Origin of the sequence: Lampropedia aestuarii (genome assembly GCF_004803635.1) — a bacterium.
GTDB classification, from domain to species: domain Bacteria; phylum Pseudomonadota; class Gammaproteobacteria; order Burkholderiales; family Burkholderiaceae_C; genus Lampropedia; species Lampropedia aestuarii.
The window spans coordinates 150,148-175,925 of sequence record NZ_SSWX01000004.1 but is presented as its reverse complement, the minus strand read 5'-3'; the positions used below and the strand labels follow the sequence as shown (position 1 = coordinate 175,925).

At 57.0% G+C, this 25,778-nt stretch carries 26 protein-coding genes; 14 read left to right on the top strand and 12 right to left on the bottom strand.

All coding sequences use genetic code 11. The features are described 5' to 3' along the window. The first annotated feature begins 38 nt into the window (after positions 1 to 38). The 5 genes from E8K88_RS04675 to E8K88_RS04655 all read left to right on the top strand — a co-directional run bounded on the left by E8K88_RS04675 (position 39) and on the right by E8K88_RS04655 (position 4,705). Positions 39 to 437 carry a PaaI family thioesterase gene (locus E8K88_RS04675; protein WP_136405485.1) on the top strand — a complete coding sequence of 133 codons (399 nt, stop codon included), beginning with the start codon at positions 39 to 41 and terminating at the stop codon, positions 435 to 437. Beyond that, a complete protein-coding gene (locus tag E8K88_RS04670; RefSeq protein WP_136405484.1) occupies positions 434 to 1,147 on the top strand; it encodes a VOC family protein in 714 nt (237 codons plus the stop codon). The genes E8K88_RS04675 and E8K88_RS04670 overlap by 4 nt, the downstream gene beginning before the upstream one ends. A gap of 74 nt (positions 1,148 to 1,221) precedes the next feature. Further along, positions 1,222 to 2,241: an NADP-dependent oxidoreductase gene (locus E8K88_RS04665; protein ID WP_136405483.1), complete on the top strand. Its 1,020-nt coding sequence runs from the start codon at positions 1,222 to 1,224 to the stop codon at positions 2,239 to 2,241. Between the two features lie 333 nt (positions 2,242 to 2,574). Beyond that, the gene (locus E8K88_RS04660) at positions 2,575 to 3,492 is read left to right on the top strand and encodes an SDR family oxidoreductase (protein ID WP_136405482.1); all 918 of its coding nucleotides are present in this window, start codon (positions 2,575 to 2,577) and stop codon (positions 3,490 to 3,492) included. A gap of 295 nt (positions 3,493 to 3,787) precedes the next feature. Beyond that, positions 3,788 to 4,705, top strand: coding sequence for a LysR family transcriptional regulator (locus E8K88_RS04655; protein WP_136405481.1), 918 nt, complete (start codon positions 3,788 to 3,790; stop codon positions 4,703 to 4,705). On the opposite strand, the gene E8K88_RS04650 is transcribed toward E8K88_RS04655, so the two are convergent. Then, the gene (locus tag E8K88_RS04650) at positions 4,702 to 7,164 is read right to left on the bottom strand and encodes a protein-disulfide reductase DsbD family protein (protein WP_240754321.1); all 2,463 of its coding nucleotides are present in this window, start codon (positions 7,162 to 7,164) and stop codon (positions 4,702 to 4,704) included. The genes E8K88_RS04655 and E8K88_RS04650 overlap by 4 nt on opposite strands. A gap of 324 nt (positions 7,165 to 7,488) precedes the next feature. Here E8K88_RS04650 and E8K88_RS04645 point away from each other — a divergent pair, with 324 nt between their 5' ends. Further along, a complete protein-coding gene (locus E8K88_RS04645) occupies positions 7,489 to 8,337 on the top strand; it encodes a creatininase family protein (RefSeq protein WP_240754320.1) in 849 nt (282 codons plus the stop codon). Between the two features lie 21 nt (positions 8,338 to 8,358). Here the strand turns inward: E8K88_RS04645 and E8K88_RS04640 are convergent, their stop codons facing one another. The 4 genes from E8K88_RS04640 to E8K88_RS04625 form a co-directional block, all read right to left on the bottom strand. Next, positions 8,359 to 9,153, bottom strand: coding sequence for an enoyl-CoA hydratase (locus E8K88_RS04640; protein ID WP_136405480.1), 795 nt, complete (start codon positions 9,151 to 9,153; stop codon positions 8,359 to 8,361). A 31-nt stretch (positions 9,154 to 9,184) separates the two neighbouring features. After that, positions 9,185 to 10,015, bottom strand: a complete 831-nt coding sequence (locus tag E8K88_RS04635; protein WP_136405479.1) for an acyl-CoA thioesterase — start codon at positions 10,013 to 10,015, stop codon at positions 9,185 to 9,187. Between the two features lie 174 nt (positions 10,016 to 10,189). Further along, positions 10,190 to 11,989 (bottom strand): acyl-CoA dehydrogenase C-terminal domain-containing protein, encoded by a 1,800-nt coding sequence (locus tag E8K88_RS04630; protein WP_136405478.1) that lies wholly within the window; start codon positions 11,987 to 11,989, stop codon positions 10,190 to 10,192. An 84-nt stretch (positions 11,990 to 12,073) separates the two neighbouring features. After that, positions 12,074 to 12,721 carry a TetR/AcrR family transcriptional regulator gene (locus E8K88_RS04625; protein ID WP_205880022.1) on the bottom strand — a complete coding sequence of 216 codons (648 nt, stop codon included), beginning with the start codon at positions 12,719 to 12,721 and terminating at the stop codon, positions 12,074 to 12,076. A 409-nt stretch (positions 12,722 to 13,130) separates the two neighbouring features. Here E8K88_RS04625 and E8K88_RS04620 point away from each other — a divergent pair, with 409 nt between their 5' ends. From E8K88_RS04620 to E8K88_RS04605, 4 genes are all read left to right on the top strand, one after another. Beyond that, a complete protein-coding gene (locus E8K88_RS04620; RefSeq protein ID WP_338092865.1) occupies positions 13,131 to 13,481 on the top strand; it encodes a hypothetical protein in 351 nt (116 codons plus the stop codon). Between the two features lie 303 nt (positions 13,482 to 13,784). Further along, positions 13,785 to 14,099 carry a hypothetical protein gene (locus tag E8K88_RS04615; RefSeq protein WP_136405476.1) on the top strand — a complete coding sequence of 105 codons (315 nt, stop codon included), beginning with the start codon at positions 13,785 to 13,787 and terminating at the stop codon, positions 14,097 to 14,099. A 171-nt stretch (positions 14,100 to 14,270) separates the two neighbouring features. After that, positions 14,271 to 14,600 carry a hypothetical protein gene (locus tag E8K88_RS04610; protein WP_136405475.1) on the top strand — a complete coding sequence of 110 codons (330 nt, stop codon included), beginning with the start codon at positions 14,271 to 14,273 and terminating at the stop codon, positions 14,598 to 14,600. A gap of 178 nt (positions 14,601 to 14,778) precedes the next feature. After that, a complete protein-coding gene (locus tag E8K88_RS04605; RefSeq protein WP_136405474.1) occupies positions 14,779 to 15,114 on the top strand; it encodes a hypothetical protein in 336 nt (111 codons plus the stop codon). Between the two features lie 291 nt (positions 15,115 to 15,405). On the opposite strand, the gene trpC is transcribed toward E8K88_RS04605, so the two are convergent. Next, a complete protein-coding gene (gene trpC, locus E8K88_RS04600) occupies positions 15,406 to 16,224 on the bottom strand; it encodes an indole-3-glycerol phosphate synthase TrpC (RefSeq protein ID WP_136405473.1) in 819 nt (272 codons plus the stop codon). 564 nt (positions 16,225 to 16,788) lie between these two features. On the opposite strand from trpC, the gene E8K88_RS04595 reads away from it, so the two are divergent. From E8K88_RS04595 to E8K88_RS04585, 3 genes are all read left to right on the top strand, one after another. After that, positions 16,789 to 17,487, top strand: coding sequence for an META and DUF4377 domain-containing protein (locus E8K88_RS04595; RefSeq protein ID WP_168797246.1), 699 nt, complete (start codon positions 16,789 to 16,791; stop codon positions 17,485 to 17,487). A gap of 210 nt (positions 17,488 to 17,697) precedes the next feature. Then, positions 17,698 to 18,588, top strand: a complete 891-nt coding sequence (locus tag E8K88_RS04590; protein ID WP_136405471.1) for a fructose bisphosphate aldolase — start codon at positions 17,698 to 17,700, stop codon at positions 18,586 to 18,588. Between the two features lie 214 nt (positions 18,589 to 18,802). Then, positions 18,803 to 19,780, top strand: coding sequence for a Bug family tripartite tricarboxylate transporter substrate binding protein (locus E8K88_RS04585; RefSeq protein ID WP_136405470.1), 978 nt, complete (start codon positions 18,803 to 18,805; stop codon positions 19,778 to 19,780). Between the two features lie 376 nt (positions 19,781 to 20,156). Here E8K88_RS04585 and E8K88_RS04580 read toward each other — a convergent pair whose 3' ends face one another. The 4 genes from E8K88_RS04580 to E8K88_RS04565 form a co-directional block, all read right to left on the bottom strand. Further along, positions 20,157 to 20,912: an IPTL-CTERM sorting domain-containing protein gene (locus tag E8K88_RS04580; RefSeq protein ID WP_168797245.1), complete on the bottom strand. Its 756-nt coding sequence runs from the start codon at positions 20,910 to 20,912 to the stop codon at positions 20,157 to 20,159. A 28-nt stretch (positions 20,913 to 20,940) separates the two neighbouring features. After that, positions 20,941 to 21,171: a hypothetical protein gene (locus E8K88_RS04575; RefSeq protein ID WP_136405468.1), complete on the bottom strand. Its 231-nt coding sequence runs from the start codon at positions 21,169 to 21,171 to the stop codon at positions 20,941 to 20,943. Between the two features lie 233 nt (positions 21,172 to 21,404). Beyond that, on the bottom strand, positions 21,405 to 22,097 hold the full coding sequence (locus E8K88_RS04570) for an LrgB family protein (protein ID WP_136405467.1): 693 nt from the start codon (positions 22,095 to 22,097) through the stop codon (positions 21,405 to 21,407). Positions 22,098 to 22,099: 2 nt separating this feature from the next. Then, positions 22,100 to 22,615 carry a CidA/LrgA family protein gene (locus E8K88_RS04565; protein WP_136405466.1) on the bottom strand — a complete coding sequence of 172 codons (516 nt, stop codon included), beginning with the start codon at positions 22,613 to 22,615 and terminating at the stop codon, positions 22,100 to 22,102. Between the two features lie 83 nt (positions 22,616 to 22,698). Between E8K88_RS04565 and E8K88_RS04560 the strand changes: the two genes are divergently transcribed. Continuing rightward, a complete protein-coding gene (locus tag E8K88_RS04560; RefSeq protein ID WP_136405465.1) occupies positions 22,699 to 23,580 on the top strand; it encodes a LysR family transcriptional regulator in 882 nt (293 codons plus the stop codon). On the opposite strand, the gene mnmA is transcribed toward E8K88_RS04560, so the two are convergent. Both mnmA and E8K88_RS04550 read right to left on the bottom strand, forming a co-directional pair. After that, on the bottom strand, positions 23,577 to 24,773 hold the full coding sequence (gene mnmA, locus E8K88_RS04555; RefSeq protein ID WP_136405464.1) for a tRNA 2-thiouridine(34) synthase MnmA: 1,197 nt from the start codon (positions 24,771 to 24,773) through the stop codon (positions 23,577 to 23,579). The two genes, E8K88_RS04560 and mnmA, sit on opposite strands and share 4 nt — an antisense overlap. Before the next feature lie 83 nt (positions 24,774 to 24,856). Beyond that, positions 24,857 to 25,684: a class I SAM-dependent methyltransferase gene (locus E8K88_RS04550; protein ID WP_136405463.1), complete on the bottom strand. Its 828-nt coding sequence runs from the start codon at positions 25,682 to 25,684 to the stop codon at positions 24,857 to 24,859. Positions 25,685 to 25,778 lie beyond the last annotated feature (94 nt).

The following is a 25,778-nucleotide window of genomic DNA, read 5'->3' as shown; positions in this document are numbered from 1 at the left end:
GTACAGTCGCTGTTTTCCATTTTTAAGAGAGTTCCACCATGAGCACTGTGCGCGGATTTACCGTTCCTTTTATCGACCACCTGGGCATTGAGTTTGTGTCCTACGGCCAAGGCCGCTCGCACTTGCGCTTGACGCCGCGGCCTGAGCACAACAACGCGTATGACATGGCACATGGCGGCGTGGTGATGACCTTGCTCGATGTGACCATGGCCTTTGCTGCGCTGGAGCCTGAGCAGCCCGATATGGGCGCGATCACCGTGGAGATGAAAACCAGTTTCATGCGCCCCTCGCGTGGCACCTTGAACGGCCATGGCGTGGTCTTGCAGCGCACTAAAAAGCTGGTGTTCATTGAGGCCTCTATCATCGCCGATGACGGAGAAATTTGCGCCAAGGCCAGTGGCACTTTTGTCATCAAGCAGCGTCCAGCCCAAGCATGAGTACCGCGACAACCACTCCACAGCAGCAAGGTGCGCTTGTGACAGGCACCGGTGTGTATCTCGACCATTTGGCCGTCGTCTGCCAGGATTTGCAGCAAGGCGTGACCTGGCTGGAATCGGTGCTCGGCGTGCGCGCCACGCCCGGCGGCCAGCATCCGCGCATGGCCACGCACAATGCGCTGCTGCGCCTGGGCGAAGGTCTGTATCTGGAAGTCATCGCCCCGCAAGCCGGTGTGCCGCTACCAGCCCAGCCGCGCTGGTTTGCGCTGGACAATTTGCAGCCAGGCAGCCTGCCGCATTTGGCGATGTGGGTGCTGCGCAATGAAGGCGCGCCGGGCATTGCCGCGCGCGTTGAGCAAGCCAGCGAAGCCCTAGGGCCGGTGCAAACCATGAGTCGTGGCGAGCGCCAGTGGCAAATCACCATTCCCAGCGATGGCTCGATCCCCGTTGATGGTGCTGGCCCCGCTTTGATTGAATGGCAGGCTGGGCCTGCGCATCCAGCGCAGACACTGCCCGAGCAAGGCCTGTCGCTGCAGCGTCTGCGCATTGGCCACCCGCAGCCCGAGCGCCTGCAGCGCTTGGCCGACAGCTTGCAGTGGCGCTATGCACAGGCTGGGCCAGAGATCGTGTTTGTGCAGACGCTAAGTCCGAGCGTGAGCGCCGAGATCATGACCCCGTCGGGTCTGCGTGTGCTGCCTGGACGAGGCTGACAGGGCGTGCGCGCCAGCCATGCGATGGCCGTGTATGCATTGGATCTTATTTGTGTTTTTATAAGGAGACAGCGATGACCAAGAACCACCAAATCGTGCTGGACAACCGCCCTAAAGGCGAAGCCACGGCCGCTAACTTCAAACTGGTCGAGACCGATATTGCGCCCTTGCAAGACGGCCAGGTGCTGGTGCGCCACCACTACCTGAGTCTGGACCCGTATATGCGCGGGCGCATGAATGACTCCAAAAGCTATGCGGCGTCCCAGCCGCTGGGCGAGGTCATGATTGGCGGCACCGTCGGCGAAGTGGTCGAGAGCCGCCACCCCGATTATGCCGCTGGCGACCAGGTCGTGGGCATGGGCGGCTGGCAGAACTACAGCGTTGTGACGGCCACGCAACCGGGCGTGCTGCGCAAGGTCGATACGACGCATGTGCCGCTGTCGGCTTATTTGGGCGCGGTCGGCATGCCGGGCGTGACCGCTTATTACGGACTGGTGCACATCATCGACCCTAAACCGGGTCAGACTGTCACGGTCACCGCCGCGTCGGGCGCAGTCGGCAGTGCCTATGCGGCATTGGCCAAAGCACGTGGTTGCCGTGTAGTTGGCATTGCCGGCGGCCCTGACAAGTGCCGCTATGCAGTCGAGGAATTGGGCTTTGATGCCTGTCTGGATTACCGCGAGTACAACCAGGATACTTATGCGTTGGCTAAAGCCTTGAAAGAAGCCTGCCCAGATGGCATTGATGGCCATTTTGAGAACGTGGGTGGCTGGATCATGGATGCGGTCATGCTGCGCGCCAATGCGTTTTCCCGCATGGCCGTGTGCGGCATGATTGCTGGCTACGATGGCCAGCCGCTGTCGATGGCTAACCCGGCCTTGATCCTGATCAACCGCATGCGCGTTGAAGGCTTTATTGTCAGCGAGCACATGCAGGTCTGGCCTGCTGCCCTCAAAGAGCTGGGCAGTTTGGTGGCCAGCGGCAAGCTGCGCGCGCGTGAGTCGGTCGCAGAAGGTTTGTCTGCCGCGCCCGAAGCCTTTTTGGGCATGCTCAAAGGCCAGAACTTTGGCAAGCAATTGGTCAAGTTGGTCTGACAAGCGTTGGGCGATCTCGCACCAGAGATCGCCAACACTTAGAACGTGTTTACGATCTTTTTACAGACCGCGTTGGAGCCCAAAAGGATACGATGCGCGGCAAAAACCGCAGTCGGGCTAGCTGCCCGGCGAGGATTTTTAACAAAGCAGCGTGCCTTTTGGGCTCCAACCCAGAGGGCAAGGCACAAAAAAGCGCATTGCGGCGTTGCCCGTTTTGTTCATACAGACGTATGAGCGGCAACAGGCGCCTTGCACTGCCACTTTTTTGTGCCTTGCGCGACTGCAAAAAGATCGTAAACACGTTCTTAAACAATAACAGCCAGGAGACAAGCAGTGATTCAAACATTTGCAGGAAAAACAGCGGTATTGACCGGCGCAGGTTCAGGTTTTGGTTTGGAGTGCGCGCGCATTGGCGCCGCGCGCGGCATGCATTTGGTGCTGGTCGATGTGCAGCAAGACGCGCTGGACCGTGCGGTGGCCGAGCTCAAGCCCATGGTGGACAAGTACCAGGGCCAGATCATTGCGCGCGTGGTCGATGTCTCGAATGCCGAGGCGATGGCGCAGCTGGCGCAAGATGTGCAGCAGCAATTGGGCGCGCCGCATTTTGTTTTCAACAACGCCGGTGTGTCCGCTGGTGGTCTGGTGTGGGAGAGCACGCCAGCCGAGTGGGCCTGGGTGATGGGTGTGAACGTGATGGGCGTGGTGCACGGCGTGCATTACTTCACCCCGATGATGCTGGCAGCAGCCAAAACCGATCCGAACTGGCAAGGCCATATCGTCAACACCGCCAGCATGGCCGGTTTGCTGACGCCGCCGAATATGGGCATTTACAACGTCAGCAAGCATGCGGTCGTGGCTTTGACCGAAACCTTGTACCAAGACTTGAAGCTGGTCAGCGACCAAATCTCGGCCAGCGTGCTATGCCCGTTCTTCGTGCCGACTGGCATCGCCAATAGCGAGCGCAACCGCCCTGGCAATTTGGCCGAGCAAAAACCCACACAAAGCCAGCTGGTGGGCGATGCGATGGGCAAAAAAGCCGTGCAATCGGGCAAGGTCACCGCCGCAGAAGTCGCACAGAAAGTCTTTGATGCGATTGAGTCCGACCAGTTCTACATCTACAGCCACCCGCAAGCCTTGGGCTCGGTGCAGCAACGCCTCGAAGATGTGGTGCAAGGCCGCAACCCCAGCGATCCATTTGCGCACAAGCCAGAGTTGCGTGAACAGCTGATTGCGCAGTTGCGCGCAGCCTGATGCACGGATAGTTGGCTAAAGACAAAGCCAACAACCAAAGTTCGTACAGAGCCAGCCCCTTACCAGCGCTGGCTTTTTTCTTGAATAGGCGCTGAGAGCGCCAGCGCGCGCTTGCACGAATCGGCAGTCGCTTGTTGCGTTATGAAACAGGATAATCCTTCTAGGTGGTGCAGGCTCTAAGATCGTAAACACGTTCTTATAGGATGCGCAGGTTTTCGTGCGAAACATACGCTGAAAACCTGTGTCAACTGTTGCGCCAGCATAGGCGATTTCTTTTCAATCAGACTGTGGTGCGATGAAGCAATTACCGGATCTAGAGGCCTGGGCCATTTTTGCCCGCGTGGTGCAGTTGGGCTCGTTTTCCAAAGCCTCACAAGACTTGGGCGTGGCGCAAGCGACGATCTCCAAGGCGATTTCACGCTTGGAGGCGCGTTTGAAAACGGCCTTGTTTCACCGCACCTCTCGGCAGCTGACGTTGACTGAGAGTGGCCAGATTGCGCTTGAGCGGGCTGAACGGATCTTGCTGGAGGGCCAGACCGTCGAGCAAGAAATGACCGAGCAGTCGAGCCGTTTGCGTGGGCCGATTCGCATCACGATGCCCATGTCCTTTGGCATTGCCTGTGTGGCCCCGCTGCTGCCTGATTTCATGCGTGAGCACCCTGAGGTCAGCCTGGACATCCAGTTCAGCGACCAGCAGGTTGACCTGGTGGGCAACCGACTGGATTTGGCCTTGCGCATCTCACAGTTACAGGATTCGAGCTTGCTGGCGCGCAAGCTGGCCACGGTGCGCATTTTGCTGGTGGGCTCGCCAGCTTATTTCAAGCAGCATGGTGAGCCTGCACACCCCTCGGACTTGTCTGAACACCAAGTGATGCTGTATTCGCAAACGGGGGCGGCCGTGCCCTGGCGTTTTAGCCATGCGGACAAGGGCGAGGCCACGGTGTTTGTGCCAGGCATGATGCTGGTCAATAACGCCGAGGCCCTCAATCCCGCGTTGGAGGCGGGCCTGGGCGTGGCTTTGCAGCCTGAGTTCATGGTGTGGCAGGCCTTGCGCGATGGCCGCTTACGCACTGCGATGGACGATTGGCAAGTCAGCGCGATCGCGCTGCATCTGGTCACCCCGCCTAGCCGCAGCCGCCCCGCCCGCGTTACCGCCTTGATGGATTATCTGGCCCTGCGGCTCTCAGGCGCGCCTTGGTCTTACCAGGCTTAGCGTAGCTTTTGCAGCAGCTCGCGCAGCTGGGCTTTGTCGAGAATTTCGGTCATCACCACTGGCTCTTGTCCGGGCACATGCAAGGCATAGGTCGGCACGCCAGAGCGCCCCAGTGCGGTCAAGGCTTGCGTGATCTCGGGGTTTTGACGAGTCCAGTCGGCGCGCAGCAATTGCACATCGGCGGCTGCAAAATCGGCCAATACCTCGGCATCAGCCAAGGTGGTGGCTTTGTTGTATTGGCAGGTGATGCACCAGGACGCGGTGAAGTCCACAAACACGGGGCGTTTGGCGGCCAGACTTTGCGTTTGGGCCTGGGCACTCCAGGGCTGCCACAGGTCTTGCTGGCTGCTGGCTTGCTCCAGCGCCGCCGGTGGGTTGGTGATCGCCTCGACAAAAAAGCGCCCGCTCCAGAAGCCCACACTCAGCGGCAGAGCCAGTGCCAGCCACCAAACCGCATGCAAGGTCCAGGCACGCGTGCTGGCCGGGCGTTTGCCGAGCAGCCAGCAAATGAAGCTCAGCGCCCACAGCACCGCCAACCAGGCAAACACGCCATTGATGCCGACTTGGTGGGCCAACACCCATAGCAGCCAGACCACGGTGGCAAACATCGGGAAGGCCATGGCCAGGCGGAAGGTGTCCATCCAGGCACCAGGTCTGGGCAGGCGATTGATCAGCTGTGGGAACCACACCAAGGCCATCATCGGCAAGGCCATGCCCATACCCATGATGACAAAAATGCTGATGGCCGCGGCAAACGGAAAGCCCAAAGCTGCACCCAAGGCTGCGCCCATGAACGGACCGGTGCAGGGCGAGGCGACCAGTGCCGCCAGCACCCCGGAGCCAAAAGCTGCCGAGCTGCCCTCACCTTGGCCGCCATGGCGCAGGCGCTGGGGCAGCCACACGCCAAATTGCACCAGACCGGCCAGGGCCAAGCCCATCACGCTGAACAGCAAGGCCATGGCGGCGACAAACCATGGCGACTGCAGCTGAAACCCCCAGCCCAGCTGGGTACCCAGACCGCGCAGCACCAATACGGCTGCGCCCAGCGCTGCAAACGACAGCACGACGCCTGCGCCATAGGCCCAGGCACTGCGCTGGCGTTGCGCTGGCCGGTGGCTGTGCTGGGCGATCGACAAGGCTTTGATGGCCAAAATCGGGAACACGCAAGGCATCAGGTTCAGAATCAGTCCGCCCACAAAGGCAAACAGCAGCATCCAGCCCCATTCCCGCCAGCTCCAGTCGCTGGCCATGGGGGCGCTGGCTGCTCCCGCAGCGTCTGCGCTCTGAGCGGCATGGGCTTGGGCATTCTCAGTCAGCGCTTGCAGCAAAGCCGGGCTAGGCTGGGCTTGTGTTGCGCCAGTCCAGCCGGTGGTGATTGGCACCACCAGCTCCCAGCCGATGGCCTCGTCCACTGCGGGCACATTGTGCTCCGGCGTCAGGCCTGCGCTGCTGCGCTGGTGTGGCGCAGCAGGGTCCCAGGTGCCGCCTTCGCTTTGCGAGAGGCGTGTGACAAGCACATTCAAGCGCTGGTCGCTTGGACTGGCGCTGCGGTCGGCAGAGAGGGGCGCCTGGGCAATCCAGGCGCCATCTTCCCAGCGCTGCTGCCAATCCTGTTTGGCGCGTGCGCCGTGTTGCAGCACGGCTGGTGTGTCGACAAACAACTCCAGCTCTTGCCCGTGCAGTACATTGGGCAAGCCTTCAAGGCGCACAGTGAGCTGGTCGCCCTGGGCCGCGGCGTAGCTGCCTGTACCCGCTTGGGCAATCAGCACAGGGCGGTCCAACCAAGCATTTTGGAAGGCGGGTGTTTGCAAGGCCGTAGACAGTTCAACGGGCAGCGTCAGTAAAAAGTCGCCAAATTCTGGAATGCATTCGAGCTTGCAGACCAGCCAGTTGGCTTGCAATCCGATTGTCACTTCATTCGATTGTGCGAACGGATTGCCAGAAGGCGCAGGCGCCCAGTCGGCAGGAATCGTCACCGCCACTGGCAACAAGCGCAGGCCTTCGTAGCCATAATTGGCCAATTGGCCAATACGCAGCTTCAATGGGGTTGGCCATTGAATGTCACTGGCGAGCCAGCCGTCTGGCAGTTGCCATTGCAGCTCGGTGGGCAGGCCAGAGTCGCCCGGATTTTTCCAATAGGTATGCCAGCCATCGGCATGCTCTAGCAATAAGCCCAGATAGATGGTGTCACCGGCATGGATGCCATCAGGAGCCAGCGCCACCAATTCCGCACGCACTTGCGGCGTTTGCACGACGCTGCGCTCGCTATGGCCGATGCTGCTGGAGTTGCCGGCGTTGGAGAACAGGCCTTGTGCCCAAGCGGGCGAGGCTGCGATTGGCCCACACAGCACAACCAATAAGAGTAGCAGAGGGACCCAATGTGCGAAGATGGCTTGCCCGAGGCGCATGGCGCGCTGCGGCAGACTGGCGGTGTGTGGGCGATTCACTGCAGTGAACATAGTCAAACGGTCCAAAAAACAGTCACGTGCTTAGGCTGAACTTGAGCGTTTCGGACTGTGTCGCCTCTCGTGCTTGAGGGCGGTAGAAAAGGGGGAAGCAGGGCCTTGCTGCCGGCTTGCGTTGGGCACTGCGCATGCACAGGTCAATCGTGTGCAATCTGCGCATCTGCGCTCAAGCGGCGGCTGCCTGGGCAGCAGCGATTATGAGAGATTGATGTGCAATAGGTTCCTGCAACACTGCAGTGCCCTTGTGGCAGCGTGCGTTATTGCAAGTGATGGATTGATGGTTGTGCAGCACTGGCAGCAGGCCTGCATAATACAGGCATGACCGATCCCGTCTCTTCTATGACTGCTTGGCCCCATTGGCGTTGGGAGGCCTTGAGTACACGCGATTTTCAAGCGCGTGCTGGCTCAGATTTACTGCAACGTACAGTGGCGGTGTTGCCGCTGGGTGCCACCGAGCAGCACGGGCCGCATTTGCCGCTGTGCGTGGATACGGCGATCACCGACGGCATCATCGACGCCATGCATACGCAGTGGCAGGCACAAGCGGCTGCAGTGCGCCCGCCGCTATTGGTGCTGCCCACACAAAGCATTGGTTTTAGCCCTGAACATACCAGTTTTGCCGGCACCTTGAGTTTGTCGGCCAGCACCGTGCTGGCGCTGTGGAATGACATTGGTGCAGGCATTGCCGCCAGCGGCGTGCGCCGCGTATTGCTGTTCAACAGCCATGGCGGCAATGTCAGTGTGATGGACATGGTGGCGCGCCAATTGCGTCAGCAGCACGGCTTGTTGACCTATGGCAGCAGCTGGTTTAATTTGCCGCGCAGTGCCGAGATTGCGGCTTTGTCCAATGCCCACGAAGACCGGTTTGGCGTGCATGCAGGTGAAGATGAAACGGCCATCATGCGCTATCTGTCCCCTGAGTTGGTGGCCATGGAGTATGCGCAGGATTTTCGCTCGATGTCTGAGCAGCGCGCCGCCCAGTTTGCGCTGCTGGGCAACGGCAAGAGCGCCAAAATGGGCTGGATGATGCAGGACTATAACCCGCAAGGCGCAGCTGGCAATGCGAGGGCTGCAACGGCCGACAAAGGCCAGTTGCTGGTGGAGCATGCGGGCCAGCAATTGCTCCAACTCATTGACGAGATCAGCCAGCAGCCCTGGCCGCTGTGAGACGGCCGTCCCAAGCCCTGCTTATTGCGCAGCCAGCTTAGAAAAATCGGGCTTGCGCTTTTCCATAAAGGCCGCAAACGCTTCCTGGGCGGCTGGGCCTTGGAGCATCTCGCCAAAAATCAGGGCTTCTTCGCGGATGCGCGCAATCACCGCAGCCTGGCTGTCTTGCTTAAGCAAACGCTTGGTAGCGATCAGCGATGCCAAAGGTTTGGCAGCCAGCTTGGTGGCTTGGGCTTGCACATGGTCGTTGGCCTCAGTGGGGGGCACGATGCGGTTGACCAGGCCCATGTCCAGCGCGGCCTCGGCAAAAAACGGCTCGCCCAGCAGCAGTGCTTCGCTGGCGCGTTGGTGGCCCAGGAGTTTGGGCAGCAGCAGGGATGAGCCAGCTTCTGGGCACAGGCCCAGATTCACAAACGGCAGCGAGAATGCGGCGTTGTCGCCCGCATAGACCAGATCGCAGTGCAGCAACAAGGTTGTGCCAATACCTACAGCGGGGCCGCAGACGGCAGCCAGTACCGGTTTGGGGAAGCGGGCGATTTCCTCCATGAAGCGAAATACCGGCTTGTCCTGTGAGACCTTGCTGGGTGTTTGGAAGTCGGCAATGTCATTGCCTGCGCTGAACACGTTCGCATCGCCTTGAATCACGACCACACGCACAGCGCTATCCGTACTGGCTTGGGCCAGCGCATCGGCCATTGCGCCATACATGGTTTGGGTGAAGGCGTTTTTCTTTTCCACACGGTTCAAAGTGAGGGTCAGAATGCCTTTGTCTACATGGGCTAAAACGCCTTCCACTTCTGGGTAACTCGAGCGCATGGGGGTTCCTTGTTGAGCAAATAGGGGACGACTACTCTTTGAAGTAGGCCAGTTGGTGGGTGGTGGCCAAGACGCTGCCGTCCTGGCTCCAGATTTGGCCGCTTTGGTCGGCGTAGTTGTCGCGGAATTCCTGGCCTTTGGCCTGTGCCAGCAGGTAGCCTGTGCCTGTGCTGTCGAGCATGGCTTGATTGGCATGGAAGTAAATCGTCATGGACACCGTGCCCGCTGGCACTCGCAAGGCGCGTTTGAGCCAGATGCGTGGATAAAACACGTCACAGGCAGCGGTCAGGCTGCAGTAGTCCAATGCGCGCGGCGCCGCATGGCGCACCCACAGGCGAGAGGTGCTGTCACTGTGTTCCTGGCCATCCCATTGCGAAGGAATAGCGCCGGTGAGCGGAATCATGTCAAATTGCTCAAACCATGGCGGCACGCCGGCAAAGCGCAGCGGTGTGATGCCCGCGGCCGGCCCACCTGTTAGTGGGGCTGGAATGTCCGAGCCTGCCCAGGTGGCTTTGCGCGCCGTGGTCAGCACCGTGGCGGTGGTGGCAATGCACTCCTGGCCGTCTTCCAGCACCCATTGCTCGACGATCCAGTGTTGGCTGGAGCGGTTGGTGCGCACCGGCTTGGCGACGATGCGAAATGGCCCATCGGGCACAGCGCCGGCGTAGTTGACCGTCAGGGCCGTGGGCTCGCCCAAGCGCTCTGGGTGTTGCAGCACGGCATTGAGTAAGACGGCGGCAGTAATACCACCAAACGGCCCGATCATATTGCGGTAGGCGGGGGTGGTGCGGCCATGGAAGTTGCCGAGCTCGTCGCGGCTCAAGGCGATAGCGTCATCAAAAGAGTGCACGGAAGCAGTCATGCGTGTCGATTCCGATAAAAGGGTGGCGGGGGCAGCCAGTGGCGCAAAGCGGTGCTGGCCCAGTCAGCTGCGCAATAGCGGCGCGGTGCACCACCCAGCATAGGCCAGCACTGGGTGCTGGATTGGCACATCGGCGACTGCCGCTGGTGTTGCGTGCAGCCGCTTTAGCAAGGCTTAGGCCAGAGCGTGGCTGGTTTTCAGCACCGTATTGGCGTTGGCTTGCAGGCGTTTGAAGGCGGTTTCGACCTCGGGCATCAGGCGCGTGAAATAGAATTTCGCGGTCTCCAGTTTGGCCGGGTAGATCGGGTCGGTCTTGCCATCGGCGATTGCGGCAAGCGCCACTTGTGCAGCCTGCGCCCACAGCCAGCCAAACGTCAGGTGGCCAACGATGCGCAGGTAGTCGACGGCGGCAACGCCCACTTCGTCGGGGTTGCGCATGGCTTTGCCCCCCAGTGCCTGGGTCAGCTCGGTCAGGCGCTCGCCCAGGTTTTGCAGCGGCAGCAGGAACTCGATCAGCTTGGGCTCCTGGCTGTGCTCCTTGCCCCAGGCGCCAATTTGTTTGCCAAACGCGGTCAAGGCCTTGCCCTGGTCGCCCAGGACCTTGCGGCCCAGCAAATCCAGCGCTTGTACGGCGTTTGTGCCTTCGTAAATCAGGTTGATGCGGGCATCGCGCACCAGTTGCTCCATACCGGTTTCCTGGATATAGCCGTGGCCTCCAAAGACTTGTTGGCAGCCGATCGTGGCACTCAAGCCGTTATCGGTCAAAAAGGCTTTGACTACCGGGGTCAATAACGCCAGTTGTGACAGGGCTTGTTGGCGTTGTTCCGCATCGGCGCTGTGGTGCGCTTGGTCCAGCAGCAGACCGCAGTAGCTGCCCAGCATGCGACCGCCCTCGGCATAGGCTTTGGCGCTCATCAACTGGTGGCGCACATCGGGGTGGACAATGATCGGATCGGCTGGCAGCTCAGGCGCTTTGGGGCCTGACAGGCTGCGCATTTGCAGGCGCTCCTTGGCATAGGCCAAGGCGTTTTGGAAGGCTATCTCAGTCAAGCCCAGCGACTGGTTGCCAACGCCGAGGCGGGCCCCGTTCATCATCACAAACATGGCCATCAGGCCTTTGTGCGGCTCACCGACCAGGTGGCCGATTGCGCCGTCCAACGTCAGCTGGGCGGTGGCATTGCCGTGGATGCCCATTTTATGCTCCAGGCCGGTGCAGAATATCGGGTTGCGCTCGCCCAGCTCGCCATTCGCATCGAGCTTGAACTTGGAGACCACGAACAGGCTGATGCCTTTGCTGCCAGCTGGCGCATCGGGCAAGCGTGCCAGCACCAGATGGACGATGTTCTCAGCCATGTCGTGCTCGCCGGCGCTGATGAAAATTTTGTTGCCAGTGAGCGCGTAACTGCCATCGGCTTGCGGCTCGGCCTTGGTGCGCAGCAGGCCCAGGTCGGTGCCGCAATGCGGCTCGGTCAGGCACATCGTGCCAGTCCACTGGCCACTGGTGAGCTTGGGCAAGTACAAGGCTTTGAGGCTGTCGCTGCCATGGGCGTGCAAGGCCTCATACGCACCGTGCGACAGGCCGGGGTACATGGTCCAGGCCTGGTTGGCGCTGTTGAGCATCTCAAACACGCACTGGTTGATCACAAATGGCAGGCCTTGGCCGCCGTATTCCGGCTCGCAGGCCAGCGCAGGCCAGCCTGCTTCGACATACTGCGCATAGGCCTCCTTGAAGCCATCTGGAGTTGTGACACTGTGGTTGGTGCGGTCGAGTTGGCAGCCTTGCAGATCACCGACGCTATTGGTGGGCGCGAGCACCTCAGAGGCAAATTTGCCCGCCTCTTCGAGCACCGCATTGAAGGTGTCTTGGTCAAATTCGGCATAGCGTGGCAACTGCTGCAAGTGCTTGGTCACTCCCAGCCATTCGTGCAAAACAAACTGCATATCACGAATGGGCGGGCTGTATGTCAATGGCATGTGCGTCTCCTAGGTGGTTATATGGCTGCCAAGGCAGTTTGTTGGTCAGTTAGCGGTCAAAGGCGAAATTGGCTATCCCAGCGCCTAGGGCGCTTTGGTGGTGTAGGCGTCCAATAAGCGTTGCAATGCGGCTTCTGCGTACGCATGTGCTTTGGGACTTTGTAGAAAGCGTTTGTCGTAATGCAAGACCAGAATCAGGCCGTGGATTTCAAATACCATTTGTTGGGCCTCAATATCACGGCGCAACTGCCCTTCCGCTTGGCTTTGTGAGACTGCGCGTTGCACTGCGCTCATCCAGGTGCGCACGGATTGTTTGAGTGCATCGCGCACTGGGCCTGGGCGGTCGTCAAAGTCGACGGCGCCGCTGATGAAAATGCCCGAGTCGGCGGTTGAGGCGATGCGCTGCATCCACAGCCGCACCATGCGCTCCAGGCGTGGCAAGCCGCGTGGCTCTTTCAATGCAGGCCAAAACACTTCGTCTTGAAAGTTTTGGTGGTAGTGCGCCACTACCGCAATTTGCAATTCCTCGCGTGAACCAAAGTGCGCAAAAACGCCCGATTTGCTCATGCCGGCCTCGTCTGCCAAGCCACCAATTGAGAGGCCTTCCAAGCCTACTTGGGCAACCAAACGCATCGCGGCATTGAGGATGGCATGGCGGGTTTGCTGCCTTTTATTGGGCAGGCTGACTTTGTCTGGCACGACAGCAGATGACTCGGGGGCGTGGTCAAGCATGGGTTGTTTTAAATAGAACGATCGTGCTATTTTATGTCCTGGCATGGGTTTGGCAAGCCTTTCCGAAGCGGTTTTACATGGGGTTCGCCCTAGTGAGCTTGTGCAAAACGTTGGTTGCTAGGATGCGCGCGGTAATGGGATGGGCTAACCAGGCATTTTTTGAATGCCATAGACTGCTCTCAATGGGCGGAAAATGGCAGCGAAGCAGCCTGCCCAAGGCAATGCAGTGTGCTCAAACGAGCACAAATGGTTTGGACAGCGCCTACAAAGAAATGCATGGGCAATCAAGCGTTTGAGCAGATCCAGTCTGGATGAGCAGTTGCGCTAGATTGGCAAAGCCTTGTCTAGATCCACCGACTCAAGCCTGCAAAGAGCCCTTGTATTGACGCACTGAAGTAAGACCCTACACTTGTGTGATTTGCCGCCCATTACAGGAATTTGTATGCTATTTCCCAATGCCCATGTTCAAGCACCGCATCACCTCGCCCCTGCAGAATCCATTGCAACCATGCAACAGCAGCTCAGCCAACTTCGGCAGGGTCAGCTCAGTGCCAGCCATTTGAGTGAATGGGCGCGGGCGCAAACGGCGCTGCTTCAGAGTTTACCGCCACAGTTTGACCAGGTCTTGCAGGATTTGCTCAACCGTTTGGAGGCAGGCGCGCTGTTTACTGAGGAGAGCTGTTCTTTCAGTCAGCGCGACATTATCAATAGTTTGCAATTGTGGCTGGATAAAGCGAGCGATCGCCTAGAGAATTCGTGACAATTACGCTTGTGATTGGGGTGAACTTTTCAGGCAAAGGCCTCTCGGAACCATGGAATGCGCAATGCTCGCTCTTTTCTGCGCAGGTCGCTTGCATCTTGCCGATTGAGCGGGGCTGTTGAAAGGCTTCGTTTGACTGTTTTGATTCTGAGATCAACTCAAGTTGTTTTGATATTTGTCTATTTATTTGAGACCGTAAATTCTGGTTGTCGATCAACGATACCAACCACCACCACCAACTTAGGCACCGGATTATTGTGTGGTGGATGATGCTATATCGCGGTGCCATTAAAAGGTAATACTATGAAATCGTTTAATAAAATTTTGGCCGTGGTGGCAGTTTCTATGAGCACATTGGCCGGTGTCTCGGCCCAAGCAGCACAGCCTTGGACCGGTGATCAGCCAAGGTTTGGTGATTTTTCTGATGCCAACACTGGTGCAGTCAACCGCGCTGACGTCCAAGCCCAGGCGCGCCAAGCGATTGCCAACAATACGTTCAGCGACGCAAAAGATAACCGTGTGGTGGTCAATCCACAAGCCAGTGAGGCATCTCGTGCACAAGTGCATGCACAAGCGGTTGAGGCAATGCAAAACAACAGCATCGCCGTGGGTGAATGAGCCTTAACGACTGCATGCAAGGTGGCTTTGAGCGTCTCATTGGTTGAGCGCGCTTGAGCCCGCTTGTGGTGTGCATGTTGATTGTAAAAGTGCATTGAGTTATCGATTCTCGATAGCCAATAGCACCAACCCAGGCGCCGGCTTGGTGGATGGCGAGACATCACGGTGCCAATGAAAGGTAATACTATGAAATCATTTAATAAAGTTTTGGCAGTGGTGGCAGTTTCTATGACTGCACTGGTGGGCGTTTCTGCCCAGACTGCACAACCTTGGTCTGGTGAGCAGCCGAGGTTTGAAGATTTTTCTTACGCCAATACCGGCTCAGTGAACCGTGCTGATGTCCAAGCCCAGGCACGTCAAGCCATTGCGAACAATTCATTCAGCGACGCAAAAGACAACCGGGTGGTGATCAATCCTCAAGCGACTCAGACTACCCGCACGCAAGTGCATGCTGAGGCTGTTGATGCAATGCAAAACAACCGTATCAAAGTCGGAGATTAACCCCGAACTATTTGGTATGCGTTCTCTTTGATTGTTTCTATTTTCGAGACTATTTGGATTAATTTTAGGTATTTATCTATTGTTTTTGGAATAGTACATTGTAGTCATCGATCAAACGATACCAACCACCACCAGCTCAGGCACCGGAAATGTGTGTGGTGGACGATGCAACATTACGGTGCCATTGAAAGGTAATACTATGAAATCGTTTAATAAAGTTTTGGCAGTGGTCGCAGTTTCTATGACTGCATTGGTAGGTGTCTCGGCTCAAGCGGCACAACCATGGTCTGGAGAACAGCCAACGTTCGCTAATTTTTCTGATGCCAATACTGGTACAGTGAACCGTGCTGATGTGCAAGCCCAGGCACGTGAAGCCATTGCCAACAATACGTTCAGCGACGCTAAAAATAACCGTGTTGTGATCAATCCTCAAGCCAGTCAAACCACTCGTGCAGAAGTGCATGCCCAAGCGGTTGAAGCCATGCAAAACAACACTATTGCAGTGGGTGAGTGAGCCTTGGGCGATGGCGTGTAGCGGTGAGTTCGCTAGGGCTAAGCTATAGCTAGCGGTGGTGTTCACCGAATCAAGTGTCCTGTAGGTGCGTTTGAGGCAGTTGGCCTCAGTGCATGCTACAGGACACTTTTTTATGGTCTATGGCAGTGCGCATATCGGCAAAGGCCACGCTTGGCAAGCCGATCTGAACCAGTACGACGCGCTGCCCTCGGAGCCTGTCCATAAGCTCCGCGCAGTGAGAAATATGCAGCCTTGTAACAGCTGGTGCAGGCGTCTCGATCAAGATGGCCGTTAAGCTTGATCAACAGGTCCAAATAAATCAGCCAGCGCCAAGCCTGGCTCAGGCGCACGCATGAATGTTTCACCAACCAAAAATGCATGTACACCAGCATCACGCATCGTTTGCACATCCTGCTGCGTACCAATGCCTGATTCGGTGATCAGCAGGCGATCGGCTGGAATATTCTTTTTCAAGCTCAACGTGGTGTTCAGCGAAGTTTCAAACGTTCTCAGGTTGCGGTTGTTGATACCTAGCAGAGGGGATTTGAGGTGGCGCAGCGCACGGTCCAGTTCTGCCTGGTCGTGCACTTCAATCAAGACCGCCATGTCCAAAGATGTGGCAATGGCTTCCATCTCGGCCATCAAGCCATCGTCCAGTGCTGCAACAATCAGTAAAACGGCATCGGCGCCCATCGCGCGCGATTCATAGATATGGTAGGGCGCGACCATAAAGTCTTTGCGCAATACCGGCAGGTCGACACTGGCGCGAGCCTGCTTGAGATAATCGATACTGCCTTGGAAGAATTGCTTGTCAGTCAAAACGGACAGGCATGCTGCCGATGTCTTGCCATCACCTTCGGCATAGCTTTGGGCGATATCGGAGGGGAAAAATTCTTGGCGCAGTAAACCTTTGCTGGGGCTGGCTTTCTTGACTTCGGCAATCACCGCGGCCTGGCCTTTGGCGATTTTGTTGCGCAGCGCGCCAGCGAAATCGCGCGTCAGAATGCGGCTTTCTGCATCGGCGCGAATGGCAGTAAGCGGTATTTTTCTTTGCGCTGCGGCAATTTCCTCATGCTTGACGGCAATGATTTTTTCCAAAATATCGGACACGGCTGACCCTAACAACAGACAATTCAAAGGTAAGGATGGGAGTGCTTGCGCACGAAGTGGTTGAGTGCAAACGCTCCAAAGGCCCATGTGCATGCGTGCACACAGCGCCATCATAGGCCTGATTATCCTTGACGTCTGCTCGGTTGAATCCATCCTGGCACCGGAACGTGTTTACGATTGGCTTGTAAAGCCACACAATAGGGTGGGCGAGCGGTGTGCATGGTGGCAGCCAACACCGCGCCATTGTTAAAAATTATTTCTAGGCGGATCGCAGGCCTGCACTTTTGGCTGCACATAGTAATCTGATGGATCTGATCACCTGACCGGCCTACATTGAACAGGCCTACCAGAGGCACTCTCCGGTGATGTGCGTGTGAGCACCACCCAGTTGAACATGAATCAAGTAATAATGACGAAAGGAATGCTATGCGTTATGGATGGAAGACGATACTGACCGTGGCTTGTTGCAGTGCTTTGGCGGCCTGCGCCAGCAACAATGGCAATACGCCTGCCGACGGTCGGCAAGACCAATCGGTCAGCAACACAAGTACATCAGCAATCGCTATGAATGATGCAAGCACTTTGCAGGCCTACCACTGGCAGCTTGAAGCCGTCAGCGGCGCTGACCAAGCCTGGTATGACAGTGGCAAAGCGGCACTGAAGGCGCCTGTGCAATGGACGTTTCATGGCAAAGAGCAGACAGTGTCTGTGCGCGGCCTGTGCAATGCCGTGAACGCCGCCTACAGCACCACTGGCCAAAACATCAGCTTCAAGTCGGGCTTTCGCACGATGATGGCGTGTGAGGATAGCCGTTTGATGGGTTTGGAAGACCGTATGGCCTCCGAGCTGGAAAGCGTCAAGACCTGGCAGCTCAGTGGCAACGCGGCTGCGCCACGCTTGGTATTGACCTTTGCCAATGGCAGCCAATGGTCGTTCAAAGGCGTGCCAACCAATGAGACACGTTTTGGCAGCGCCGCCGAGCAGATTTTTCTGGAAGTGGCACCTAATACCCGCAGCTGCAATGACGGTGTGCGCACGCGCCAGTGTTTGGAGGTGCGGCGCGTCTCGTTCGATGAAAACGGTCTGCGCCAGGGTGCAGGCCCATGGGAATTGTTCTATGACGAGATAGAGGGCTTTAAACACGACCCTTCGCTGCGCACGGTCTTGCGCGTCAACCGTTATGAGCGCAAGAACCCGCCAGCAGATGCATCAGGCTATGTCTATGTGCTGGATATGCAGGTTAGCGCTGAGATTGCCCGTTAAAATAGCAACTTAGCTGGCCCGGTGGGTCAGATGCACTGCTTGCCAGAGGTTGATCCTCTGGCATATTTTTGTACGCATTGCGCGTTATGCGTTATGAATTGATCTTTGTGCCGCACCCCTGCATACATAGGCGATATCTGCACACAAAAAGCAGTTTGCGAACCTTCTTTTACCATTCGTTTTTTGTTTTATCTGCAAGGAGGCAGCACCATGTCCACGTCCGAACAACACCAACGCATTGCCAGCGGCCAAGGTTTTATTGCCGCTTTGGACCAAAGCGGTGGCAGCACCCCTAAAGCGTTGAAGCTGTATGGCATTGAAGAAAATGAGTACAGCGGCGATGCGCAAATGTTTGACCTGGTGCACCAGATGCGCACGCGCATCGTCAGCAGCCCTGCGTTTGATGGCAAGCGCGTGTTGGGTGCGATCCTGTTTGAGATGACTTTGGAGCGTGAATTCAACGGCAAAAGTGCAGCCCAGTATCTGTGGGACGACAAAGGCGTTGTGCCTTTCCTGAAAATCGACAAAGGCCTGCACGACGAGGCCAATGGCGTGCAGTTGATGAAGCCTATCCCAGGCCTGGCCGATTTGCTGGCCCGTGCCAAAGCCAAAGGTGTGTTTGGCACCAAAGAGCGCTCTGTCATCAAAGCCAATAATGCAGCCGGCATTGCTGCAGTGCTGGACCAGCAGTTTGAACTCGGTCAGCAGGTACTGGACGCCGGTCTGGTGCCTATCATTGAGCCAGAAGTGGACATCAAGGCCGCTGACAAAGAAGCCATCGAAGTTGAATTGAAAAAAGGTTTGCTGGCGCGCCTGGACAAAGTCAATCCAGCCACCCCCGTAATTCTGAAGTTGACTCTGCCAGAGGTCGATGGCTATTTTGACGAACTGGTCGCTCACCCCAGCGTGTTAAAAGTTGTGGCCTTGTCGGGTGGCTATAGCCGCGAGCAAGCCAACATCAAACTGGCCAAAAACAAAGGCGTGATCGCCAGTTTCAGCCGTGCTTTGACCGAAGGTTTATCGGCCAAGCAAAGCGATGCAGAGTTCAACCAAGCGCTGGACGCATCGATTGAGTCGATCTACCAAGCATCGATTGCCTAATACAGCCGCTGCGCGCTGACACAAACAAGCTGCCCTCTGGTTACAGTGGGCGGCTTTTTTTATGGGACAGGGCAACTTCAGGGTATTTACTGGGAACGCGGCATTCAGTTTGTACTCAAGCCATAGTTGGGATTCATAGAGTGGCGGCCTGCTCGATAAGGTGCTCGCAGCTATGAGTCCAAGCAACCAATCAATTGAATTGAGGAGAACAGCAATGACCCAGATCACCCGACGCGCAGCATTGCTGCTCAGCGCAGCCTGCATGGCTTTGAGCAGCACCGTGCTGATGGCACAAACCTACCCGTCTAAACCCATTGAATGGGTTGTGCCGTATCCCGCTGGCGGTGGCACGGACGTGGTTGCACGTACTTTGGCCGAAGCCATGAGCCAGAGTTTGGCGCAACCCATTATCGTGAGCAACAAACCCGGCGCAGCTACCAATATTGGCGCAGATTACACTGCCAGAGCCAAGCCGGATGGCTACACGCTGTTGTCGGCCGATACGGCGACCTTGGCCGCCAATCCTTTTCTCTACACCAAGCTGTCTTACGACGCCCAAAAGGATCTGGCTCCAGTCGGATTGAGCGCGCGTTTTCCTTTGATTCTGGTGGTCAATCCCAAGGTGCCGGCTGGTAACTGGGAGGAGTTTTTGGCTTGGGCCAAAACCCAGGATGGGGCCAACTTCGCCTCACCAGGCGCGGGCAGTCCGCACCATTTGGCCACGGAATTGCTGCGTTTGCAGGCGGGCCTGACATTGACCCATGTGCCTTACCGCGGCGCGGCGCCTGCAGTGCAAGACGTGGTGGGCGGTCAAGTGCCGTTCATGTTTGTGGACACAGCCATTGGCCAGCAGTTCATCAATACCGGCCGGCTCAAACCGATTGGCGTGGCCAGCGCGCAGCGCGTGAAGAATTTTGAGAGCATTGCTACTTTGCAAGAGCAAGGCCTGGATGGTTTTGAGGCGTATGCTTGGCAAGGCGTGGCTGTGCCAGCCAAAACACCGCAAGCGATTGTGGATCAACTCAACACCGCGCTGGTGGATACGCTCAACAGCCCAGAGGTTCAGGAAAAATTGATTTCAATGGGCTTGGAGCTCACCCCTAGTACCGCTGCGCAAATGCTCGAATACAGCCAAGCTGAGCGGGCCAAATGGGGCGAGGTCATCCAACGCGTGGGCATCAAGCTTGATTGAGTCAGTGGCCTGCTGTGCCAGGTGTGTCGCGCAGCGATAGTGCTATTGATGCGCGATGCCAGCCAAGTCCCAGTTCAACCATGATTAGCAGGCCATCGTCGCGCCATGCTGCCCAGCAAATTGCTCGTTGAGCGCATGTGTCAGTAGGCTGGGCACTTTGCCCGTGGAGGCTTGCGCTTCATCGAAGCGACAAGCCCATCAAAAATTTCTCGTTCTAGGCCCAGTGGCAAGGCCATTTTGTAACTATATGTGCTATCTTTGGGTGGGCGGATGCTTTTTTGATTTCGCCCAAACTCTTGCCGTGATGCGATAGTTACTGAATGGCTCGTGCGGTTGGCTACCGTTTATACGGTTCAATACTGCTGCGCATTACCTTTTAAGATTGGTGTTTTTTGCGCAATCTGATAAATCCGAATAACCCTACCCCTAGCGTTAATGAGATAACAGACCATTCTCCAAGTGTTGGAACAGGAGTTGTTGTTGGAGGTAAGGGCGGGGTGTTTTTTACATTGAATGCGACTAAGGACTGGTGCGGTTGATCAGTTGTCTTCAAGAAACTAATATCATATTTTTTCGAGCGATAGCTTGTAGGTAAACCAACAAGCGACTGATGCATAGCTGCATGAATTTCTTTAGTCGTATCGTGAAAAAGTTGGCCATAATAGGTGATTTCATCAGTGCCGCTAGCTTTTACATTTCCATTGTTTGCATCGATACTATTAATATCCCCATTGTAATCATTTCCCAGCTCCCAAACAGCGTATTGAAAAGCCCGCCTTTTTAGATAGTGGACATTTAAGTCATTGTAATTTTCATAATAATTATCGAAAAGCCAATGCATAGCGGCAATGCCAGCTTCTCCTGGGTTTGGTGACCCTAAAAAAACGTTAATGTCTGCTTTCCCCTCAAAGCTAAATGTGCCACCATTCCCGTAACCTGGCGATGTTTTGTCCATGCATACTAAATACTGAGGATTTTGACTGTATGAGGTTCCATCTGCATATTTTAGGTCATCGGATTTCCATGTAAGAATCTCTTTGTCATAAACAGTGAGTGTTCCCGTGACTGTGTCCGCCCAAGCTCCTGCAGTAATACACAAGGAGAGCGGCAGTAAGCATAAATATTTGTACATTTGCATCCAATAATTAGTGATTTATATTTCATTTAATCACGAATTTTACATTTGTGTCAACGATTTGCTGCATCCGCATAGCAATGGTGAATTCCCCAGCTTCAGATTCAGTGATCCCACTGCTGGCCGTATTCGGGCAGAAGGGATGTTCATTAAGGGCCGCTAACGCGGTCTGGATACGCCGTTGTAGAGCTTGGTTGTAGCAGCGTTGCATGGCTTCTTTGGCATGCAACCGCAAGCTGCGATTGCCGTGCCGCATAGCTTGCCAGGCCGTACCTGGGGCAAAGGCTGTGGTTCGTTCAAGTTGCTATGGCGCTCGTTGTCTATCCACCACCGTCGGTGCCTTGCGCGGCCTGCATAAATAGAGGAGTCGGCCCTTAAAGGCCTTGCAGCAACCAAGGGCCATGCGGGGGCAATTGTGCGCTGCTGGCATGGTGCATTGGCAGGTGGTAGCGAGCTGCGACGCGCTCGCCTGTGGTGGTGTTCGTGGCTCTAAGCGGCCGCTTGCAGCGCCGCTTGGACAATGGGCAGCAGAGCCAGATTCATCAGTCCTGCGAGGATCATCACCAAACCGGCGACCGTGCCTTCTTCCTGACCCAGCTCTTGGGCTCGGGCTACGCCAGCACCGTGTGCACCCATGCCAAATGAGGCACCTTTGGCAATGCCTGAGTTCAGGCGCAAATAGCGCAGCAAGCCATTGCCCAAGGCTGCGCCGCACAGACCGGTGATGATGACAAAAGCCGAGGTCAGATCAGGCAGGCCGCCGAGCTTGTCCGAGACGGTCACAGCAAACGGTGTTGTGACCGAGCGGGGCATCAGGCTCAGCTGCAAGGAGGGCGGCAAGTCCAGTTCGCGGGCCAGCAGCCATGCTGTCAGCAGCGAAACCACGCTGCCGACAAACGCGCCTAGGACCATCACGGCCCAGTATTTGCGCAGCAAGGCGCGGTGTTCGTAAATCGGCACGGCAAAAGCGACGGTGACCGGCCCCAGCATCAGCAGCAGCCAGTGCGTGGCTTGCAGGTAGTCGCGGTAGCTGACATGCAGACTCAGCATGATCACCATCAAGACCAGTGGCGACACCAGCAGTGGCGAGCAATACCAGCGCTTGGTTTTCAAATAGTAGTGGCGTGCGATGGCATAGACGGCCAGCGTCAGGCCCGACCACAAGAGGATGTGACTCAGCATATTCAGGCCTCTGTGCTGCTATGGCGCAATTGGCGGTGGCGCAGGCGTTGCATGGCTTTGCGATGGCGCACCAGGCGCAAATACCATTCAATGCTCAGGGCGGTGCAGGCCATCACGGTCAAAGTGCCCAACACAATGATGGCAAACAGCTTCACGCCAACCCAGCCTAGCAACTCCTGGTGGTCGAGCACGACCAGCACAGCGGGAATAAAAAACAGCAACATGTGCTTGATCAGCCAGTGAGCACCCGCTTGCACGCGTTTGAGATGAATGCGGTTGTTGACCAGCAGCAGCCACAGGCCGGCCATGCCGAACACATTGCCCAGCTGCGGCACACCTAAGCCAGCGGCCAATTGCGCGGCCAGCCACCAAATGCCAATCAACAGGCCGATTTGAAACCAGGTTGAGCGGCCAATGGCTTGCGCCATCTCGCAGGGGCGAAGCTGGCAAAATTCTTTGGCGTTGGAGATCCAGTGCTGCACGGTTTGGCGACTGGAGGCTAGGGAAATTTGTTGCATTGCACAACGATACGCCTTTGCTTGTAATTCTCAAAAGGAATATTATTCATAATATCTATTCAATTTTGGAATTCAAAAAAATCATGCGTACCCGTTTACTCGAGATGCTGGTGCAAGTCGTGCGCACTGGCAGCTTTACCGCAGCGGCCCAGCTCACGCATGCGACCCAGTCAACGGTCAGCAAGGCGGTCCAGCAACTCGAACAAGAGCTGGGCGTGGTGTTGTTAGAACGCCAAGTCACGCCGATCAAGCCAACGGCCGCGGGTGAGATTGTGCTGGCCCATGCGCACAGTGTGCTCGATGATTTGCAACGCATGCAAAACGAGTTGGACCAGTTACAGGGTTTGCAGCGTGGTGTGCTGCGGCTGGGTTTGCCGCCAATTGGCAGTGCCAATTTGTTTGCGCCGCTGTTTGTGACTTACCGCAAGCGTTTTCCGAACATTGAGATCCACCTGGAAGAGCATGGCAGCCGCCATTTGGAGCAATTGCTGCTTGCTGGCGAGATTGAGCTGGCCGCTACCCTGCTGCCGGTGTCTGAGGCTTTGCAGACGCAGTTCGTGTTCCAAAGCCGCTTGATGGCAGTCGTGGCCTTGGACCATCCGCTGGCCCATCGCAGCGAAATTGCATTGGCCGAATTGGCCGATACGCCGTTTATCTTTTTTGAAGCAGGTTTTGCCTTGAATGCGCAATTGCAGCATGCGTGCCGTTTGCAGGGCTTTGAGCCGCAAGAAGCCACCCACAGCGGCCAGATTGACTTTGTCGTGGCCTTGGTGGCAGCCGGTTATGGCGTGGCGTTTTTGCCTGAGGTCATGGTGCCCAACCGCCAGCAGGCCCAAATCCGCTTTGTGCCTTTGGTGCCGGCCGAAGGCACGGTGTGGCAGTTGACGCTGGCTTGGCCGCGCAACCGCCAGTTATCGCCAGCGGCGCAGCAATGGCTGCAGCTGGCGCAAGAGCAGCTGGCTTAATGCGCTGCTGGGCTACGGCTCTTCTTGGCTGGCTTTTTATGGCTTGGCGGCAGTGGCGCAGCCAAAGTCGCCATGGGTGCAGCATGTTCAATGATGCCGCCGCCCAAGCACACATCGCCGTCGTACAGCACAGCCGACTGACCGGGCGTGACGGCCCATTGTGGCTGCTCAAACGACAAGTCAAAACGTGCACTATCGCCCGCAGACGCTGTCAGCGTGCAGGCCGAATCGCTTTGGCGGTAGCGGGTTTTGGCACCGTATTGGCCAGCGGCTGGGGCGTGACCGGCAATCCAGCTCGCTTGGCCAGCATTGAGCGTGGGTGACAGCAAGGCAGGGTGGTCATGGCCTTGCACGACTTGCAAGGTGTTGCGCGGCAAGTCTTTAACCGCAACAAACCAGGGCTGGTGTTCGCCACCGCCGCGTGGCTCCCCCTTGGTTTTGACGCCGCCAATGCCCAGGCCTTGGCGTTGGCCCAAGGTATAGAACGACAGCCCAACGTGGTTGCCAATCTTTCGGCCTTGTTCGTCGACAATGGCGCCGGGTTGGTGGGCGATATAGCGATTGAGGAAATCTCTGAATGGCCGCTCGCCAATAAAGCAAATGCCCGTGGAGTCTTTTTTCTTGGCATTGGGCAGACCGATTTCTTCAGCAATGCGGCGCACTTCGGTTTTGTGGATCTCACCGACCGGGAACAGCGTTTTTGACAGCTGCGCCTGCGACAGGCGGTGCAGAAAATAGCTTTGGTCTTTGCTCGGGTCCAGGCCTTTGAGCAATTCATGCAGGCCGGTTGCTGTATTCAGGCGCGCGCGCGCATAGTGGCCAGTGGCGATGCGCTCGGCGCCCAAGCGCATTGCATGGTCCAAAAAGGCTTTGAACTTGATCTCGGCATTGCACAGCACATCGGGGTTGGGCGTGCGGCCAGCCTGGTATTCGCGCAGAAACTCGGCGAACACGCGGTCTTTGTATTCAGCGGCGAAATTGACGTGCTCAATCTCAATGCCGATCACATCGGCCACGGCTGCTGCATCCAGAAAGTCCTGGCGGCTGGAGCAAAACTCGCTGTCGTCGTCATCTTCCCAGTTCTTCATGAAGATGCCCACGACCTCGTGCCCGGCCTGTTTCAAAAGCCAAGCACTGACGGCGGAGTCGACGCCGCCACTCAAACCTACTACGATGCGCTGTTTCTGTGTCATAGGGCGAAATTATGCGCCTTGGCGCTGTTTTTTGCAGCCAAAGCGCGCAATTGTCCACCTGTCTGCACGCTTTGCATCGGTTCTTAAGACTCCGCTATTGCGTTCTCTAAGGCTACGTGCAGCATGCCCGGCATCAGGTCATGGGCCCAGGGCCAGGCTTTGATCCAGCTGAAATACCAGGCGGGCAAAGCGCGGTAATACGGGTAGGGCAGCCAGCGCACCTGCGTGGCTTGGCCTAGCCATTGTTTGAGCAAAAACGGCGCATGGTTGCCGCTGACGCCCCAGTGCATCGCTGGGATGCGGTAATGCCCGGTTTTCCAGAGGCCGGTCGGGCTTTGTGTGGCCGCCACCGTCCAGGCCGGCACCGTGTCAAACATGATGTGCGCTTGTGGGAAGCGGGCGGCAATGGTTTGCAGCAAGGCCCTCACCTCGGCTTCTGTGAAATACATCAGCATGCCTTGGGCGCTGACAAACAGCGGGGCGTTGAACGGAATTTCATCGAGCCAGGCGGTATCACGCGCATCGCCCCGCCAATGGCGCAGGCGCTCGGTCGGCTGGATGTATTGCTCGCGAAAGTCCATGGCTTGGGGCAGGTCGACACAGAGCCAGTTGACGCAACCATTGTCCAGGCGCAGGCATTGTGTCTCCAGCCCGCAGGCCAGCTCGACAACCCAAGCGTTCGGATGCTGGGCCAGCCATGCAGACATCACCTGGTCAAATACCAGCGCCCTGGCCGCATGCGAGGAGTCAGGTGGGCCAAAATGCCGCTGAAACGGGTAGTCAATCGCTTGGTAAATGCGCTCTGCATGCGGGTCATGGAAAAATGCATCCTCGCGTACCGATTCACAGGCACGGTTGTGCAGTGTCCACAACATGGTTTCAGAGACCGTGTTCAAGGGAATGCGTGCCATAGTGCCTCCGGCGCAGAAACGGGGCTCAGAACCTGTGGGCTACAGGCATCAGCGGGCTGAGCGGTGGTGCAGACTGATTATAGGGACAGCATTG